Raw genomic sequence first — 18,663 nt, 5'->3', positions numbered from 1 at the left:
GCTCACAGGACTGCCTCTTTCTGGGTGGCCGCGCCGACGGTCTTGGCGACCGCCGCACCGACCGCGACACCGGTCAATACGTCGGTCGGATAGTGCACTCCGAGCACCAGACGAGACAGTGCCATCACCGGGATCAGCAGCAGGGGCAGTCGGCTCCCGGTGACCCGGGCCAACAGAATGGCCGCCGCCGTCGTCGACGTCGCGTGCGCCGACGGGAAGCTCAGTCTGCTGGGCGTGCCGACGTTCACCGCGATGGCCGGGTGGTGCGGGCGCTGTCGCTTGACGATCCGTTTGATCACCACGGCGGCCGCGTGGGCCAGGAAGGCCCCGACGCCGACGGCCAGCCACTGCCGGCGCTGCCGGGGTGCCACCGTGGCACCGATCGCGGCCACACCGACCCAGCCGGCGCTGTGCTCGCCGAAGTGCGACAGGACGCGCGCGGTCGTCAGGACCCCCGGGCGGCCGGCCAGCGTGGCCTGCACAAATACCAGCGCCGCCTCTTCGGGCGCCAGATCGTCGGCCACGTCAGGCCTTTTCCAGCGCCGGGGGCACCGAGCCCGCCGGCTCCAGCACGGCTTCCCAGCTCTCGGTGCTGGTCAGTTGCGGCAGCGCTTTGCGGTACACCTTGCGCATCTTGTTGAACTTACGACCCAACTGCACCTGGCGGGTCAGCGACTCACGCAACAGCGCGAACATCTTCGCGCGGTCCCGCTGGCGATAGACCACTCCGCGGCCGTCGGCCGTGGTAACGGTGACGCCGTCGACGTTGCACAGCGAGAACCAGCGGGCATCCTGGGTCGCGACGTTGATCTGCGGACGAACGTGATGCTCCGGATTGTGCGCCGAAAGCTGGTGGGCCACACCGCGGGTCAACCGCACCGCGATCGACACCGGGTTGGTGGGGATCTTGACCTTGCGGCGCCAGCGCTTGTCCGACGGCGCCGGCAGTGCGGACGCGCTCTCCAGCACCACCGCGTCGGGGAACTGCGAGCGCATCTTGCGCACCTCGGGTAGCGCCGACTCCAGGATGGAGAAGATGTGGTCGGGTCCGGCCAAGAAGTCGTCCATCGCCTTGTTCTGGATGGCGACAGTCGAATATTCCAGGCACAGAAGGTGTTTGAGTGTCGCCTTGAGATGGCTGGCGATCAGCCCGCTGATCTTGCCGTCCCAGTGCAGCGCCGCGACGACCAAGCGGTTGCGCAGGTGGAAGTAGGCCTGCCAGTCGATGGCGTCGTCTTTGTCGCTCCAGGCCATGTGCCAGATCGCCGCACCCGGCAGGGTCACCGTGGGATAGCCGTGCTCGCCGGCACGCAGCCCGTACTCGGAGTCATCCCACTTGATGAACAGCGGCAGCGGCTGGCCGAGTTCCTCGGCCACCCGGCGCGGGATCATGCACATCCACCAGCCGTTGTAGTCCACGTCGATGCGGCGGTGCAGCAGCCGGCTGCGTTCGTGCTCTTCGTCGTTGAGCGGGTACTTGGCGAAGTTGTGGTCGTACTCGGTGTTGACCGCCCCGGTCCACATGAAGTTCTCCGAGTCGACCATCTCGCCCATCACGTGCAGATGCGAGGGCTCCTGCAGGTTGAGCATCTGCCCGCCGACCAGCGTCGGCTTCTTGGCGAAACGGCTGAACGCCAGCGCCCGCAGGATCGAATCCGGCTCGACCCGGATGTCGTCGTCCATGAACAGGATCTGTTCGCAGTCGGTGTGTTTGAGCGCCTCGTACATCACCCGGCTGTAACCACCGGAGCCGCCCAGATTGGGCTGGTTGTGAATGGAGAGGCGCTCACCCAATGCCGCGGCGGCATCGCCGAAGCCCGGATGGTCCTTGGCCTTGCTGGTGCCCTGGTCGGAGACGATCACCTTGGTGATCACCGCGTCCACCAGCGGATCCGACGTCAGCGCCGCCAAAGCGCTCACCGCGTCCGCGGGCCGGTTGAAGGTCGGGATACCCACGGCCACATCGGCCCGGCCCGGCGCCGGCTGCTGGGCGTACCAGCCGGCGCTGTGCACCGTGACCTTCGTATCGGTGGTGATGTCGAACCAGATCCACCCGCCGTCCTCGAACGGGCCGAGGTCGACCTCGAACTCCACCACCGCGGGGGCGCCGTCCTCAGCGCTCGCCGCCTCGGTGCCGCCGACGGTGATCCGCGCGCCGGTCGCCTTGGAGCGGTACAGGTCCACCCGCGCGGTGCCGGTGAGTTCCACCCGCAGCACCACCGACTCAAGGATCGACCAGCGTCGCCAGTAACTGGCCGGAAAGGCGTTGAAGTAGGTGGCGAACGACACCTCGGATTCGGCGCCGATCTCCAGCGTCGTGCGGCTCGGGGCGTGCGCCCGTCGCGCATTGGTGTCGGATTCCTCGATGTAGAGCTTGCGGACGTCGAGTGGTTCACCGGGACGCGGCAGGATCACCCGCGACAGCAGGCTCACCGCCTTGGACTCCGTCGAGTCGAGTGCTCCGGACGGGATGTCGCTCATGAGTTGCCTTCGTCTTGGACAGCCAGGGCCGCACCGTCACGCAGATGCGGCGCCAGGATGTTGTCGTACATGTTCAGCGCACTGGCGATGGCCATGTGCATGTCGAGGTATTGGTAGGTGCCCAGCCGGCCGCCGAAGAGCACGCCGGCGACCGCGGTCTCGGCCTTGGCCCGGTCCCGGTATCCGGCCAGCAGCGCCCGGTCGGCGTCGGTGTTGATCGGGTAGTACGGCTCGTCATCGGCCTCGGCGAAGCGGGAGTACTCCCGCATGATGACCGTCTTGTCGGTGGGGTAGTCGCGCTCTGGGTGGAAGTGCCGGAATTCGTGGATGCGGGTGAACGGCACGTCGGGGTCGTTGTAGTTCATCACCGGGGTGCCCTGGAAGTCACCGGTCGCCACCACCTCGGTCTCGAAGTCCAGCGTCCGCCAGCCCAGCCGCCCGTCGACGTAGTCGAAGTAGCGGTCCAGCGGTCCGGTGTAGACCACCGGCGCACCCGGGTTCGCCGCGCGGAGTTCGTCGCGGACGGCGAACCAGTCGGTGTCGAGGCGGACCTCGATGTTCTCGTGATCGGCCATGTTCTGCAGCCAGGCGGTGTACCCGTGCACCGGCAGACCCTCATAGGTGTCGTTGAAGTACCGGTTGTCGAACGTGTAGCGCACCGGCAGCCGGCTGATGACGGCCGCGGGCAGGTCGGTCGGGTCGGTCTGCCACTGCTTGGCGGTGTAGTGCTTGACGAAGGCCTCATACAGCGGCCGGCCGATCAGCGAGATGGCCTTCTCTTCGAGGTTGCGCGCCTGCGCGGTGTCGATCTCGCTGGCCTGCTCGGCGATCAGGGCCCGTGCTTCGTCCGGGGTGAAGTACCGCCCGAAGAACTGCGACACCAGCCCCAGCCCCATCGGGAACTGGTAGGCCTGCCCCTTGTGCAGCGCGAAGACCCGGTGTTGGTAGCCGGTGAACTCGGTGAACCGTCGGACGTAGTCCCAGACCCGCTGGTTGGAGGTGTGGAACAGGTGCGCGCCGTAGCGGTGTACCTCGATACCGGTCTCCGGGTCGGGTTCGGAGTAGGCGTTGCCTCCGAGATGGGAGCGGCGCTCCACGACGAGCACACGCTTGCCCAGTTCATTGGCCACGCGCTCGGCGATCGTCAGGCCGAAGAATCCGGAGCCGACGACAAGCAGATCTGCGCGATGAGATTCAGCGGACATCGGCAGCAAGGGTATCCGACCGTGGCCTGCCCGCTCGAAACGTGTGATGTGGCCGGTCTCGCGTGGGCTGTCGGCACGATTCGCGACAGGTCGCAATTAGCTCACGATTCCGCATCGTCACTCTAGACGCATGAGTCACAGCAGTACCATCAATCACGTTGGCAGACGGCGGTAACCCGGGCACGAGAACCGCGGTCTGGCGATGCGATTCATCCGCAACACACCCGAAAACACGTAGTCCATGTATTGAGGAGACTTCCGTGCCGAACCGACGTCGACGCAAGCTCTCGACAGCCATGAGCGCAGTCGCCGCCCTGGCCGTCGCAAGTCCTGTCGCCATTGCCGCCGTTTCCGAGATGTCCGAGGCCAACGAGCCCCAGCATCGCGAATTCGTCCACGCCGCCATGATCACCGATCTGCCCGGCGAATTGCTCAACGCGCTGTCCCAGGGCCTGTCACAGTTCGGCGTCAACATGCCGCCGATGCCGACCGGCCTGCTGACGGGATCGCCGGCCGCCAGCCCGACGCTCGTCTCGCCCGGACTGGGCGCCACCGGCCTGACCTCACCCGGGCTCACCTCGCCCGGACTGACCTCACCGGGGCTGACCACGCCCGGGCTGACGGCACCGGGGTTGACCACGCCGGGCCTGTCCACCCCCGAGCTCACCACGCCCGGGCTGACGGCTCCCGGGCTCACCACGCCGGGCCTGTCCACCCCCGAGCTCACCACCCCCGGACTGAGCACACCGGAGCTGACGACCCCCGGACTGAGCATCCCCCCGGTGGGCGCGGCGGGTCCGTCGCTGTCGCCGGCATCGCTGTCGCCGGGTTCGCTGACCGATCCGGGCCTGGCCGGCCTGACCCCGGGCCTGACCGACCCGGGCCTGGGCACCGGCTTCCCCGGTGAGGTGCCGATCGCCGCGCCGATCGGCCTGGATCCGATGGCGGGGACCTACCCGATCCTGGGTGCCGACCCGTCGCTGGCCATGCCGGCCTCCACCGGCGGCGGCGGACTGCTGGGCACCATCAACAGCGCCGCCGAGCAGCTCGGCGCCGGCCAGGCGATCGATCTGCTCAAGGGCATGGTGATGCCGGCGATCATGTCGGCGGTCAAGAGTGCCGCGCCTGCCGCCGCACCCGCGGCAGCGGCCGCTCCGGCCGCAGCCGGCGCCGCCCAGGCCGGCCTCGGTGCTGCCGAGGCCGCCACCGGTGCCGCCGCCGCGGCGGTATCGGGAGCCGGGGCCTGACCCGATAGTCCTGTCACCGAACGGCACCGCAGAAGCCAGCGTCGGCTCTGCGGTGCCGTTACAGGTTTACCGGCGGCCGCGACCGGGTGAAAACTTTGGCACCACGCGTCCGTGTCGCAACACTGGTAACAGCAAGCACATACGTAACATCGGTTCGTGCCACGTCGTCGCCCTGCACCCTCCATACTGCTGTCCGCGGTGCTGGGCACGGTCGCGATCCTGCCGTGGGCCATCAGCGGGCTCCCCACTGACGACGCACCGACCGAGACCGCCATCACCCAGCAGCCACTGACGGCACTCGGCGGCGGCGAAACGGTGCGCGAAATCCATCAGGACACCCCGTTCTCGATGGTGGCGTTGACCGCCGACAGCCTGGACGGCACCACCGCCCGCGTTCGCGCCCAGCGCGCCGACGGCAGCTGGGGACCCTGGTATGACGCCGAGACCCTCGAGGGCGTGGGACCGGAGCGAACCGGCACCCACGGCACCGAGCCGGTGTTCGTCGGACGCACCAACACCGTGCAGATCGCGGTCACCCGCGCCGCTGCGCCCGCGCCCACCGCACCCACGCCCGGCCCGGGGCTGGGCTATATCCCGGCAAATGTCGAACATCCGCTGCCGCAGAACGTCAATGCGGTGCTCATCAGCCCGCCCCAGGCGCCGGTCGACGTCCAGTTCCCGCCGCCCACCGCCGCCACCGTGCCGGGCCAGGCGCCACAGATCATCACCCGCGCCCAATGGGGCGCCAACGAATCGATGAAGTGCGGAGATCCCATCTACGACCGGGGCGTCCGCGCCGCCGTCGTGCACCACACCGCGGGCAGCAACGATTACACGCCACAGGACTCGCCCGCCATCGTCCGGTCGATCTACGAGTACCACGCGCGCACGCTGGGCTGGTGCGATATCGCCTACAACGCGATGGTCGACAAGTACGGACAGGTCTTCGAAGGCCGCGCCGGCGGCATGAGCCGCGCCGTGCAGGGCGCGCACACCGGCGGATTCAACTCCGACACCTGGGGGGTGGCGATGCTCGGCGATTTCAACGCCGTGCCCCCCACCCCGATCCAGCTGCGCACCACCGGAAGGCTGCTCGGCTGGCGGCTCGGGCTGGATCACGTCGACCCGCGCGGCAGCGTCGCGCTCACCTCCGCCGGCGGCAGCTTCACCCTATTCCCGCGCGGCGCCACCCCGACGCTGCCCAATATCTTCACCCACCGCGACGTCGGCAACACCGATTGCCCAGGTGATGCCGCCTACGCGCAAATGGACCTGCTGCGCGATATCGCCGCCCGGTTCAACCAGCCCCCGGGCCCGCAGGATCTCGTGGACACCCTGCGCGGCGGCGCCATCTTCACCAAATGGCAGACATTGCGCAGCGAGGCCGGGCCACTGGGCATGCCGACCTCACCGGAGGCCTCCGGTTTCGGGGCCACCCGGTATGTCACCTTCGACCGCGGCGCCATGTACTGGTCACCGGAGACCGGTGCCCAGCCCGTCACCGGTGCGATCTATGAGGCCTGGGGCACATTGGGATTCGAGCGCGGAGCGCTCGGATTGCCGACCAGCGCCGAAATTCACGAACCGCTGTGGATCAAACAGAACTTCCAGCACGGCACGTTGAACTTCGACCGGGAGACCGGTCTGGTCACCCGTGTCATCGACGGTGTGCCGGTAGAGCTTCCGCGCCCCGACCACTCGCCCGTGCAGCTGGAGCGGTTCACCCCGATCAACAATCGGGCCTAGAGCCGCCGCTCGATCGGTCGCCCGGCTACAGCCACCACCGTTCGAGCACCCGGGCCAGACCGTCATCGGTGTTCGGAGCGGTGACCTCGTCGGCGGCCGCGCGCGCTTCCGGATGCGCATTGCCCATGGCCACTCCCAGCCCGGCCCAGCGCAACATCGGGATGTCGTTGGGCATATCGCCGAAGGCGACGATATCGCCGGCCTCGACGCCGAGCGGCCCGGCCACCTCGGCGATCCCCGTGGCCTTGCTCAGTCCGCGCGGCAGGACCTCGATGAGCCCGTTGTTGGTCGAGTAGGTCAGGTCCCCCACGGTGCCGACGTGCGGGGCGAGCGCGGCGGCCATGTCCCCGCTGCGCGCACCGGCCTTGCGGATCAACAGCTTGACCGCAGGCGCGCTCAACAGGTCTTCCAGTGACACCTCGGTGTTGTCCGGGTTGAGCCAGGCATGTTCGTAGCCGGGTGAGCTGACGAACTGCGGGGTCGCCGCATCGTGGGCGCTCCGGCCGACGCGCTCGACCGCAAGGCCGGCCCCCGGGATCACCCGCGCCGCGATCTCGGCCAGCGTGCTCAACTCCGGCACCGACAGGGTGCGGGCCGAGATGATGCGGTCGGTTTCCGGGTCATAGACCACCGCGCCGTTGGCGCACACCGACATCGGCGCGAACCCGAGTTGTTCGACGACCGGCGGCACCCAACGCGGCGGTCTGCCGGTGGCCAGCACGAAGTGGGCGCCGGCGGCCACCGCGGCGCGGACGGCCGCCGCGGTGCGCGGTGTCACCCGCTCGTGCTCGTCGAGCAGCGTGCCGTCGACGTCGGTGGCGATCAGTGTGGGCAGCATCAGCCGTCCTTCGGTGTCACGCCGGCGCCTCACCGGGGCGCTCGGCCGCACGCTTGGCCGCCTTCTGCGCGGCCTCCTCCATGTCCATCCGGTTGGCCTCGGCCAGCGTGGGGGCGCCACCGCCGAGCCGGTGCGGAACCCAGAACTCGCCCTTGGGGTGCGGCCCGTAGGCATCCTGCACCTTCTCCAGCAGATGCTGCATCCGGTGGTGCAGCAGTTCGGTGAGTTCGGCCGGTGGCAGCGTCGGATAGATCGGTTCACCGACCGCGATCGAGATCGGCACCTTGGGCCTGCGCATATTGCGCGGGTGCCCCTTGGTCCAGACCCGCTGCGCACCCCAGATGATGTGCGGGACGATCGGCACGTCGGCGGCGATGGCCATCCGCGCCGCACCGGACTTGAACCCCTTGATCTCGAAGCTGCGGCTGATGGTCGCCTCGGGGTAGACGCCGACCAGCTCCCCCGCCTTCAGCGCCGCGCAGGCCGCGGCGAAGGAGTCGGCGCCGCTGGCCCGGTCCACTTCGATATGGCGCAGCTTGCGCATCAGCGGGCCGCCGATCTTGTGATCGAAGACTTCCTTCTTTGCCATGAACCGGACCTTGCGACCGCGGCCCTGCTGGTAGGCCGGCAGGCCGGCGAAGGTGAAGTCGAAGTAGCTGGTGTGATTGACCGCGATCACGGCGCCGCCGGTGACCGGCAGGTTCTCCACACCGGTCACGGTGAACTTCAGCCCCTGCAGCCGCCACACCAGCCGGGCGGCTTGGATGACTGTCCCGTATACCGGTTCCACACGGCCCAGCCTAGTTCCACCGGCCCGCCGCGGCCCAAGAGCGCCCGGGCTGACGCTAAACTCGGGACCGAGCATCAGCCACCAGGAAGGTCATTCGTGCAGGTCACAAGCATCGGACACGCCGGTTTCCGGATCGATACGGAAGCGGGCAGCATCCTGTGCGACCCCTGGGTCAATCCGGCCTACTTCGCATCCTGGTTCCCGTTCCCGGACAACAGTGAACTGGACTGGGACCGCCTCGGGGACTGCGATTACCTCTACGTCAGCCATCTGCACAAGGATCACTTCGACCCGGCGCTGCTGCGTGCGCACGTCAACAAGGACGCCGTGGTGCTGCTGCCGGACTTTCCGGTCCCGGATCTGCGCCGCGAACTGGAGGCGCTGGGCTTCCACACCTTCTTCGAGACCACCGATTCGGTGAAGCATCGGGTCAGCGGTCCCAAGGGCGATCTCGACGTGATGATCATCGCGCTGCGCGCTCCCGCCGACGGCCCCATCGGTGACTCCGGCCTGGTGGTGAGCGACGGTCGGACAACCGCTTTCAACATGAACGACGCCCGGCCGGTCGACCTCGACATGCTGGCCGCCGAGTTCGGGCACATCGACGTGCACATGCTGCAGTACTCCGGAGCCATCTGGTACCCGATGGTCTACGACATGCCGGCACGAGCCAAGGAGGCGTTCGGCACCCAGAAGCGCCAACGCCAGATGGATCGCTGCCGCCAGTACATCGCGCAGGTCGGGGCCAGCTGGGTGGTGCCCTCGGCGGGTCCGCCGTGCTTCCTGGACCCGGCCCTGCGTGATCTCAACGACGACCACGGCGATCCGGCCAACATCTTCCCCGACCAGATCGTGTTCCTGGATCAGCTGCGCCGCCACGGACACCACGGCGGCCTGCTGATGATCCCCGGGTCGACCGCGGATTTCAGTGGTGCACAACTCAATTCACTGATCCACCCGATCGAGGATCCGGAGACCATCTTCACCACCGGCAAGGCCGCGTACATCGAGGATTACGCACGACGCCAGGCCCCGGTGCTGGCCGCCGAGAAGGCGGCGTGGGCGCCGGCCGACGGCGACTCGCTGCTGGGGCCGCTGCGCACGCTGTTCGAGCCGATCATGCTGGCCTCCGATCAGATCTGTGACGGTATCGGGTACCCCGTCGAGCTTCGGCTGCCCGGCGACAAGACCTCCGAGACCGTGGTGATCGACTTCCCGAAACGTGCTGTGCGGGAGCCTGTTCCCGACGAGAAGTTCCGTTACGGGTTCGAGATCCCGGCACAGTTGGTGCGCACCGTGGTGCGCGACAACGAACCGGACTGGGTGAACACCATCTTCCTGTCCACCCGGTTCAAGGCCTGGCGGGTGGGCGGCTACAACGAGTACCTGTACACCTTCTTCAAATGCCTGACCGACGAGCGGATCGCCTATGCCGACGGCTGGTTCGCCGAGGCGCACGATGACAGCTCCTCGACGGTGCTGGACGGCTGGGAGATCCAGCGCCGATGCCCGCACCTCAAGGCCGATCTCTCCACATTCGGTGTGGTCGAAGGTTCCACGCTGACCTGCAATCTGCACGGTTGGCAGTGGAACCTCGACACCGGCCGTTGCCTGACCGCCAAGGGACATCCGCTGCGGAGCGCGCGAACGTCATGACCACGACGGCGTCCTACGACGACGGCCTGATCCAGCTGGATCGCCAGGCGTTGACGCTGCGTCGGTATCACTTTCCGTCCGGGACATCGAAAATTATTCCGCTGCAGGCGATCCGCGGCTATCGGACCGAGACGATGGGTCTGGCATTCGATCGTTTCCGGGTCTGGGGGCCTGCCGACGATCCGCGCCGATGGTTGCCGCTGGACGTGTGGCGTCCGATCAAGTCGACGCTGGTGGTGCTCGACGTGCCGGGTACCCGCCCCAGCCCGGCGTTCACCCCGCTGCGGGTCAAGGACTTCCTGTCCGTACTGCAGGAGCTGCTGGCCGACTAGCGGGCGCGCAGCACGGTGGCTTCCAACAGTCGCTGGACACCGCGGGTCGCCGACTTGTTCAGTGCCGTCGTCGCACGCTGGAAAGCGTTGGGCGGTTTGGGGAACGTCACGTCGACGGGATCACCTACCCGCACCAGCCCGGGAGCCGACACATCGGCGTACACCCCGAGGAAACGATCGGTGCGTTGAGCCAGCTGACGGGTGATCGCCCGGTCCACGTCGATCCCGGGCTGCGCACGGGTCGGTACCACGCAGCGGATGGTCGGGATGCTCACCTGCAGCCGTGCCGTCCCGATACCCAGCTCGCCACCGACCCATGACGACTCGGGGAACTCCCGGTCGTCCGCACCGGTGTCGACGAGCACATTGGGCCGGAACCGGCGCACATCGTAGGGTTCGACCCCCGGGGCGAGCTGGCGCAGGCTCGCGGTGCTGATCAGGTGCACCGGGCTCAGATCGGCGAAACTACCCGGTGGTGTGGAGAACCGGGCCAGCGTGATGATGTCCTTGGTCGAGAACACCGAGGTGTCCGGCAGCGCCTCGTCCTCGGCGAGCCCGAAATCCTTGCGCACCTGGGCGGCCCGGAAGTTGGCCAGCGAGTCCGACACCGACATCCGGTGCTGGCTGGTGTCCTCGACCGGGGGCAGCGCCACCAGCCGCATCTCCCGTCCGACCAGCTCGGACAGCGCCGAGTTCATCGCCGGGTCGTCATCGGTCAGCTCGCGGCCGTCGGGGAAGGTCACCACTACCGCCGGGACGTTGCCCGGACCGGCGTCCGCGCCGGGTTCGGTGAGATAGCGCGCCGAGCAGCCCAACAGCACCGGCACCCGGCGCGCCGAGGCGGTCACCCCCTTCTCGACATCGCGGACCGCCCAGAGCCGGTCGGCGTGCACACCACGGCGATCCATGCGCACCCGGTCGACGCGGCCGCCGCCCATCGATTTGACCGGGAAACGCCACAGCTCGCGCACGGTGGGCGACATCTCGGCTAGCTCCCCGACACCGTCTGCCGCAGTTCGGAAGCCGCCTCCGATGCGGTGTCGTATACCCGGACGATCGCCTCGTCACCGGGTGACAGGTAGGTCGACTCCCCCAGCGCGGTGTAGCGCGTCGCGCCGATACCGATGAGCACGTGCTCGGGATGTCCGGCGGCCACCATCAGCGCACCGACATCCTCCAGCGGCGTCTCCGGCGAGCCCTTCTGATTGGCCAGCCGCTCGGTGATCCAGTCCAGCAGCACCTCACCGTAGTAGGAGTAGCCCAGCAGCGGACTGTCCACCCCGTACTCGTGCTGCCGCCCGTCGGCACCGTGCAGGTAGCAGACCAGCCGCAGGGTCGCGGTCGGACCGTCCGGCGTCAGGTCGCTGATGTCGAAGAACTGACGGGCAACCCCTTTGGAGGCCGGGCCCCAATTCTTCTTGTGACTGATCTTGGGGGCATTGGGCCTTCGGATCGAGCAGTCGTTGAAGGCGCCGAGCGCGAAGGGTTCCAGCGACGCCACGGTGTCCCCCCGCCACACCACCCGGCAAGCCAGACCCACCTCGGGCTCGATCTGCAGGTTCAGCGGGGTGTCGCTGGCCGGCAGGGTGATCGTGTCGTGGGACAGCGGGAACTCCCCGAGGAAGCTGTCGCTGCCCGGGGCGTACCAGGGGAAGATCCCCTTCGGCGCGGGGCCTTCCGACCCCGTCGGGTCCGCCACGTTCACGAAATCGGCTGCCTCACCTGCCTGTTCGAGATGACCCGCGAAGTTGCCGGCGACCCCGAAGCCGAACCAGTTCCGGAGTTCGGCGAGCTCGATATCCATCATGGTGTCAAACCCTACTGCGCAGGGGTCGGCGACATGACAGGTCAGTCGATGAAGCTGCGCGCCTGCGCGGCCAACCTGTCCCGCAGCGCCGCGGCCGCCGCGCGGTAGGCGCGCGCCTGGTCCGGGCGTCCCAGCGCGTCAGCGGCCACGGCCAGCGCGTCGTCGACGGGGCCCACCATCAACCCGTCCACGCCGAGCCCGGCGATCCGGCCGGAATACGGAACCAGCTCGGCCGCCCGTGCGTCGGCCTCCTCCGTATCGCCGAGAGCCACCGCGGCGTGCACCCGCAGCACGGTGAACGGCAGCCAGAAGTATGCGCGTTCGATGGGGTGGCGGTGCCGCCACAACTCCCGGGCCTGCGCCTCGCGGTCCCGGGCCACCAGCGCCAGCACCGCGGCGTCCAGCGCCGCGACCGACACCTCCCGGTAGAAGTAGAGCAACTCGTCGGCCAGCAGGCCCAGATCACCGAGGCAGAACTCGCCCGTCACCCGCCCGACCATCGCCAGCTTGGCCCCGTTGGCGGCACCGCTCTCCACCATGCGGGCCGCCAGATCGGTGTAGCTGCGCACGGCTTCGTCCAACCGGCCGGCCAACAGGTACATGCGCGCCTGGAACAGTCCGAGCACGCCGAGAAGGTGCACGAGCTGTCCGGTGCCGGCCCGGGCCACCGCCAGATCGGCGTGGCGTTTGGCCGTCGCCAGATCATTGCGGTGCCCTGCCGCCAGGGACAGCAACCAGTGCGCCACCGCCTGATAGTCGGCCTGTTCGGCGGCTTCCGCGGTCACCAGCAGTTCGGCGGCGACCGTTTCGCGCTCGGCGTCCAGATCTGGCCCCAACGCGCAGTACGCCCGGACATTGAGCGCCGTGCACAGCAGGCGACCCGATGACGCGGGATGCTCGGCGTAAGCACGTCTGGCCACGGCGAGCAACTCGGTGCTGACCTCAAGTGCGCCATCGGGATCGGCGCCCTCCAGTTCGACGAACAGCGCCTTGAGCAGCTTGACCCGGTCGGCCACGGTCAGCCCGATCCCCGCGTCGGCCGCCAGGACCCGCCGCAGCAGGGCGATCATCTGCGCATCGGATCCGTCGTATTCGCGGTCGCGCCACACCAGCGGGGTGTCCCACGCGGTGAGCACCCGCACCGTCAGGTCGTCGCGGGCCGTGCCGGACAACAGCGCCAGCGCGTTCTTCAGCTCGATCCGGGCGGCCACCGCGTCACCCGACTGCGCCAGGGCCGCTATCAGTCCGCAGCGCGCCTCGATCTCGCGGTCCAATCCGCCGGCCTCGGCGGAGAGTTCGAGCATCTGCACCGTCGCGCGCCACTGCCGGGCCGCCTCGGCGTGGGCGCCCACCGAATCCGCCTCCAACGCCGCGGCCATCGCGAATGATGCTGCCGACGAAGCGGTTTGCTCGCCCGCCCCGGCAACGGCGTGGTGGGCCAGGGTAGCCGGATCAGCCGAACGGCCCGGGGCGAGCAGCAGCTGCAGCGCGGCGGCGTGCAACCGGCACCGGCGCAGCTTCGAGATGTCCTCGTAGAGGGTGTCGCGAATCAGCCCGTGCGCGAACCTCAGCCGACCGGGCTCGGGTTCATCGAGCAATCCCAGCAGGACGGCCGGTTCCAGAGCGTCGAGCAACTCATCGGGATCGCAGCGGCCCAGCTCGGCAAGCAGGTCGACATCGATATCGCGGCCCAGTACCGCCGCCCGGCTCAGCGCGGCCACCGTCGGTGCGGGCAACCGGGCCAACCGGCGGCGGAGCACGTCACGCACCCCGGCCGGCACCGAGGCCCACACCGCTTCGGGTCCCTCGGCGGCCATCAGCCGGGCCAGTTCCCGGACGAACAGCGGGTTGCCGCCGGTCCGCTCGCGGAGCAGCCGCAACACCTCCCCGCTGGCGGTGGTCAAACCGCAGTCGCCGGCCAGCGCGGCGGTGGCCGCGGCGTCCAGTCCGTCGAGCACCAGGTGCGCCGCGGTCCGCACCGTCAGTGCGGCCCGCGCCACCTCGAGCTCACCGCGATCCTCCGACGGTCGGTATGTGCCGATCACCAGCACGCGACCGCCCTCGATACGGTCGACCACCAGCCGCAACAGTTCGAGGGTGAGCCCGTCGGTGCGGTGCAGGTCGTCGAGCACGACCGCCAACGGTTGGTGGCGGGCAACCGTGCCCAGCACGTCGGCGACCGCCTGTCCCAGCCAGAAGGTGCCCGCCTCGGTGGCGGCGCCGTCATGCAGCAACGGGGCCAGGGCGTGGCGATCGGCCGCCGGCACATCCGGGCCGACCAGTTCACGCAGCACTTCGGTCCACGCCCAGCCCGCGGGTGCGCCGTCGACCTCCGGGCACCGTCCATGCACGATGCGCCAGCCCGCCGCCCGCAGCCGGCTTGCCGCCGCTCCCGCCAGCGTGGTCTTGCCGGAGCCTGCCTCGCCACCGATCCACAGCACGACACCGCCGGAGGTGGCCGAACGCGCGGCGGCGTCGATGACCGCGAGTTCGGCGGCGCGTCCGTACGCCACCTGCTCGCCACCGACGATCACCGCCGGCGGCACCGCCGGCGGCACCGACGGTGGACGCGGTCGGGGTGGCGACGGATCGAGGTGCTCGGCGTGCCGCAAGATATCGCGTTCGAGCTCCCGCAGGGCCTTTCCGGGCTCCAGCCCGAGCTCATCGGCAAGACGTTTTCTGTTGTGCCGCAACACATCCAACGCATCGACTTGACGACCGGCCAGATACAGGGCGGTGGCCAGCACGGCGGCGGCCGTTTCCCGCTCGGGCCGGGCGCCGACGTGTCGCTCCAGCGCGGCCACCGCCGTGGTGTAGCGGCCGAGCTCCACCAGTGCCGCGGCGCGGTACTCCACCGCGGCCAGCCGGAGTTCGCTCAGACGAGCCACTTCCGGTACCGCCCACAGGGTGTCGCCGAACTCCGCGAACGGGTCGCCCGACCACTCGGCAAGCGCCTCATCGAGGAGTTGCAGTCGGCGATGGGGATCCGTTTCGTCGTATGCGGCAGCGATTCTGGCCTCCACCCGCCACGCGTCGACGGCGTCCACGGGCAGCCGCAGGCGGTACCCGGGTGCGGCACTGACCAGGATGCGGGCGGGTGTGCGCGGTGGACGGCCCGGTTCGATACCGCGCCGCAGGTGCGAGACGTAGACCTGCAACGCCGAGAGCGCCTTGGGTGGCGGTTCGCCTTCCCACAGGTCGTCGATGAGCCGGTCGACCGAGACCGGATGGCCCTGTGCGGCAACCAACCGCGCCAACAGGGCGCGCTGCAGCCGTGATCCCAGGGCCACCGGGGTGCCACCGGTCCAGGCCTGCACCGCGCCGAGCACCGACACCCGCACCGGGTATTCCGTCGCCATCCGACAAACCCGCTGGCGCTAGCTGCCGGGCTCGAGCACCTCGGCGCCGACGTAGGGCACCAGCGCGGCGGGCACCCCGACACTGCCGTCGGGCTGCTGGTGGTTCTCCAGGATCGCGACCAGCCAGCGGGTGGTCGCCAGGGTGCCGTTCAGGGTCGCCGCGATCTGCGGCTTGCCGTTCTCGTCGCGATACCGGGTGGACAGCCGGCGGGCCTGGAATGTGGTGCAGTTCGACGTCGAGGTCAGTTCGCGGTAGGTGCCCTGGGTCGGCACCCATGCCTCGCAGTCGTACTTGCGGGCCGCCGACGAACCGAGATCGCCTGCGGCGACGTCGATCACGCGGTAGGGCACCTCGATGGCCGCCAGCATCTCGCGCTGCCATCCGAGCAACCGCTGATGTTCGGCCTCGGCATCCTCGGGTCTGCAGTAGACGAAGGCCTCGACCTTGTCGAACTGATGCACCCGGATGATGCCGCGGGTGTCCTTGCCGTAGCTGCCGGCCTCGCGGCGGAAGCACGACGACCAGCCGGCGTAGCGCTTGGGACCGTCGGTCAGGTCGAGGATCTCGTCGCTGTGATAGCCCGCCAGCGGTACCTCCGACGTGCCGACCAGATAGAGGTCGTCGTCGTCGAGGTGATAGATCTCGTCGGCGTGCGCACCCAGGAATCCGGTGCCGGCCATCACCTCCGGGCGCACCAGCACCGGCGGGATCATCAGCGTGAAGCCGTTGGTGGTGGCCAGCCGGACCGCCAGTTGCAGCAGGCCAAGCTGCAGCAGTGCGCCTCGGCCGGTCAGGAAATAGAACCGCGAACCCGAGACCTTGGCCCCGCGTTCCATATCGATCAGGCCGAGGGCTTCACCGAGTTCCAGATGGTCGCGCGGATTCTCGATGGCCGGGGGCGTACCGACGGTGTCGAGCAGCGCGAAATCGTCCTCGCCGCCGGCGGGCACACCGTCGACGATGACATTCGAGACCGCCATGTGCGCCGCGGTGAATGCGGCCTCGGCGTCGGACTGTTCGGTCTCGGCGGCCTTGACGGCCTCGGCGAGTTCCTTGGCGCGGGCCAGCAGCGCCGGCCGCTCGTCCGGGGCGGCCTTGCCGACGAGCTTGCTGGCGGCCCGCTGCTCGGCGCGCAGGGTGTCGGCGGTGGAGATGGCCGATCGGCGGGCCGTATCGGCGGCCAGCAGCGCGTCCACCCGGCCGGGATCCTCGCCGCGGGCGCGTTGAGAGGCGCGCACCCGATCGGGCTCGTCGCGGAGCAGCTTGAGGTCGATCACGGCGGTAACCCTACTTGCGCGGCGAAGGGCCGCAGCCCGCGGGCCACAACCACATAACATTACAAGTGCATCACTTGTCACACATCGTGACACGCCTGTCACAATGGGAGGCGATGTTGGACGCACCCGATGGCCAGGAACCGTTTCTGAACGAGGCACAGACCTCGCAGAAGCCGGTGTCTCGGTGGCGCGCGGCGGTGTCGTCGTGGCAGCCGATGAGCGGCCCGCTGAGCCCCACCCGTCGCGCTTTGCTGCTCACCGCGCTGGGCGGGCTGCTGATCGCCGGCGTCATCACGGTGTTGCCCGATACCGCGGCCGGCGGGCGCCTGGCCGGGCTGAACTCCGGGGCCGGTGCGCTGGGACTGCGCAGCAACAGCACCTTCGACAGCGCCAAGGGCGGCGACTGCCTGAACTGGCCGGAACGCACCCCCGACGCCGCGCAGATCGTGGATTGCACCACCGAGCACCGGTTCGAGGTCGCCGAGTCGATCGACATGCGCACCTTCCCGGGCACCGAGTACGGCCCGGACGCCGCGCCCCCGTCGCCGGCCCGCATCCAGCAGATCAGCCAGGAACAATGCCAGAGCGCCGTACAGCGTTACCTCGGTGACCGGTACGACCCCAACGGGCGATTCAGTGTCAGCCTGCTGTGGTCCGGCGAGAAGACCTGGCGCCAGGCCGGTGAGCGACGCATGCTGTGCGGCCTGCAGCTGCCGGGGGCCAACAACCAACAGCAGGCGTTCCAGGGCAAGGTCGCCGATATCGATCAGTCCAAGGTCTGGCCTGCGGGGACCTGCCTGGGTATCGACCCGGCGACCAACCAACCCACCGACATCCCGGTGGACTGCGCCGGGCCGCATTCCCTGGAGGTCACCGGTTCGGTGAACCTGGCCGACAAATTCCCCGGCGGCCTGCCAGCCGAGGCCGACCAGGACACCTTCGTCAAGGAGAACTGCTCCCGGGTCACCGACGCCTACCTGGCGCCGCTGGAATTGCGCACCACGACGCTGACGCTGGTGTACAGCACCGTCGCGCTGCCGAGTTGGTCGGCGGGCAGCCACCAGGTGTCCTGCAGCATCGGCGCCACCCTCGGCAACGGTGGCTGGTCGACCCTGCTCAACAGCGCCAAGGGCCCGCTGATGATCAACGGTCGTCCGCCGGTCCCGCCGCCGGACATCCCCGACGAGCGCCTGAACATCCCGGCCATCCCGCTGCCCCCGATCGACACCTCGTCGCAGATCACCTACGACGAGTCCTACAGCAGCGGTAGTAGCAGCAGCAGCGGGAGCAGCAGTAGCCAGCAGACCGAGTCCAACGAACACCTGCCCGGGCAGTCCAGCCAGAGCACCGAACAGGCGACCGCGACCGAGACCCCGACCGGCGGCAACACGTTCCTCAACGGTCCGCCGTTGCCGCCGCCGCCACCACCGGCCGCCGGGCCCCCCATGGAAGGACTCCCGCCGCCGGCCGCACCGCCGGCCCCGGAGGCCGCACCACCGCCTCCGCCGGGTCCCGCTCCCGTCGAGCCCGTTCCGCCGCCACTCCCGTAATCGCGTGCCGGTCCTCATGAGCGCGCAGCGGTTCGAGGAACTGGTCGCCGATGCGCTCGATCTGATCCCGTCCGGACTCGCCGCCGCCGCGAACAACGTGGTCTTCCTGGTCGAGGCGCGCCATCCCGACGAGCCCGACCTGCTCGGGCTCTACGAGGGCATCGCGCTGACCGACCGGGACTCGACCTACGCCGGTGCGCTGCCCGACACCATCACGATCTACCGGGACGCGCTGCTGGACATGTGCGCGACCGAGGATGAGGTGGTCGACGAGGTGGCCATCACCGTGGTGCACGAACTGGCGCATCATTTCGGGATCGACGACGAGCGTCTGCACGAATTGGGCTGGGCCTGAAAGCAGTCCCGCCGACAGC

The 18,663-nt window shown here is 69.1% G+C and carries 15 protein-coding genes; 6 read left to right on the top strand and 9 right to left on the bottom strand.

What is annotated here, in order from left to right; all coding sequences use genetic code 11:
* Positions 1-2: 2 nt before the first annotated feature.
* The 3 genes from A7U43_RS04765 to glf are packed head-to-tail and all read right to left on the bottom strand — an operon-like array spanning position 3 to position 3,686.
* Positions 3-524, bottom strand: a complete 522-nt coding sequence (locus A7U43_RS04765; protein WP_067991741.1) for a phosphatase PAP2 family protein — start codon at positions 522-524, stop codon at positions 3-5.
* 1 nt (position 525) lies between these two features.
* A complete protein-coding gene (locus tag A7U43_RS04760) occupies positions 526-2,481 on the bottom strand; it encodes a glycosyltransferase (RefSeq protein WP_067991737.1) in 1,956 nt (651 codons plus the stop codon).
* A complete protein-coding gene (gene glf, locus A7U43_RS04755) occupies positions 2,478-3,686 on the bottom strand; it encodes a UDP-galactopyranose mutase (RefSeq protein WP_067991733.1) in 1,209 nt (402 codons plus the stop codon). Before glf ends, A7U43_RS04760 begins: the two co-directional genes overlap by 4 nt.
* Before the next feature lie 260 nt (positions 3,687-3,946).
* Between glf and A7U43_RS04750 the strand changes: the two genes are divergently transcribed.
* Positions 3,947-4,933, top strand: coding sequence for a hypothetical protein (locus A7U43_RS04750; RefSeq protein WP_067991730.1), 987 nt, complete (start codon positions 3,947-3,949; stop codon positions 4,931-4,933).
* A 156-nt stretch (positions 4,934-5,089) separates the two neighbouring features.
* On the top strand, positions 5,090-6,679 hold the full coding sequence (locus A7U43_RS04745) for an N-acetylmuramoyl-L-alanine amidase (protein WP_067991728.1): 1,590 nt from the start codon (positions 5,090-5,092) through the stop codon (positions 6,677-6,679).
* A 25-nt stretch (positions 6,680-6,704) separates the two neighbouring features.
* Here A7U43_RS04745 and A7U43_RS04740 read toward each other — a convergent pair whose 3' ends face one another.
* Positions 6,705-7,517 (bottom strand): Cof-type HAD-IIB family hydrolase, encoded by an 813-nt coding sequence (locus A7U43_RS04740; RefSeq protein WP_068001907.1) that lies wholly within the window; start codon positions 7,515-7,517, stop codon positions 6,705-6,707.
* Positions 7,518-7,533: 16 nt separating this feature from the next.
* Positions 7,534-8,307 carry a lysophospholipid acyltransferase family protein gene (locus tag A7U43_RS04735; protein ID WP_067991726.1) on the bottom strand — a complete coding sequence of 258 codons (774 nt, stop codon included), beginning with the start codon at positions 8,305-8,307 and terminating at the stop codon, positions 7,534-7,536.
* A 96-nt stretch (positions 8,308-8,403) separates the two neighbouring features.
* Here A7U43_RS04735 and A7U43_RS04730 point away from each other — a divergent pair, with 96 nt between their 5' ends.
* Both A7U43_RS04730 and A7U43_RS04725 read left to right on the top strand, forming a co-directional pair.
* Positions 8,404-9,963, top strand: a complete 1,560-nt coding sequence (locus tag A7U43_RS04730) for a Rieske 2Fe-2S domain-containing protein (protein ID WP_067991723.1) — start codon at positions 8,404-8,406, stop codon at positions 9,961-9,963.
* A complete protein-coding gene (locus tag A7U43_RS04725; protein WP_067991720.1) occupies positions 9,960-10,295 on the top strand; it encodes a hypothetical protein in 336 nt (111 codons plus the stop codon). The genes A7U43_RS04730 and A7U43_RS04725 overlap by 4 nt, the downstream gene beginning before the upstream one ends.
* On the opposite strand, the gene A7U43_RS04720 is transcribed toward A7U43_RS04725, so the two are convergent.
* From A7U43_RS04720 to serS, 4 genes are read right to left on the bottom strand one after another with little or no spacing between them, the layout of a single operon-like run.
* Entirely contained in the window at positions 10,292-11,278 is a 987-nt protein-coding gene (locus tag A7U43_RS04720) for an MOSC domain-containing protein (RefSeq protein WP_156525842.1), read from the bottom strand. The two genes, A7U43_RS04725 and A7U43_RS04720, sit on opposite strands and share 4 nt — an antisense overlap.
* A gap of 5 nt (positions 11,279-11,283) precedes the next feature.
* Positions 11,284-12,102: a DUF5718 family protein gene (locus A7U43_RS04715; protein ID WP_067991718.1), complete on the bottom strand. Its 819-nt coding sequence runs from the start codon at positions 12,100-12,102 to the stop codon at positions 11,284-11,286.
* Positions 12,103-12,143: 41 nt separating this feature from the next.
* The gene (locus A7U43_RS04710; RefSeq protein WP_067991715.1) at positions 12,144-15,461 is read right to left on the bottom strand and encodes a BTAD domain-containing putative transcriptional regulator; all 3,318 of its coding nucleotides are present in this window, start codon (positions 15,459-15,461) and stop codon (positions 12,144-12,146) included.
* A gap of 18 nt (positions 15,462-15,479) precedes the next feature.
* A complete protein-coding gene (serS, locus tag A7U43_RS04705) occupies positions 15,480-16,739 on the bottom strand; it encodes a serine--tRNA ligase (protein WP_067991714.1) in 1,260 nt (419 codons plus the stop codon).
* Positions 16,740-16,852: 113 nt separating this feature from the next.
* Between serS and A7U43_RS04700 the strand changes: the two genes are divergently transcribed.
* Complete coding sequence (locus A7U43_RS04700) at positions 16,853-18,289, top strand: septum formation family protein (RefSeq protein WP_082902019.1); 1,437 nt, start codon at positions 16,853-16,855, stop codon at positions 18,287-18,289.
* Positions 18,290-18,305: 16 nt separating this feature from the next.
* Positions 18,306-18,644, top strand: a complete 339-nt coding sequence (locus A7U43_RS04695; protein WP_156526065.1) for a metallopeptidase family protein — start codon at positions 18,306-18,308, stop codon at positions 18,642-18,644.
* The last annotated feature ends 19 nt before the right edge of the window (positions 18,645-18,663 follow it).

Origin of the sequence: Mycobacterium adipatum, assembly GCF_001644575.1 — a bacterium.
Lineage (GTDB): Bacteria > Actinomycetota > Actinomycetes > Mycobacteriales > Mycobacteriaceae > Mycobacterium > Mycobacterium adipatum.
The sequence above is the reverse complement of the archived record's forward strand: the minus strand, read 5'-3'. Positions and strand labels throughout refer to the sequence as shown.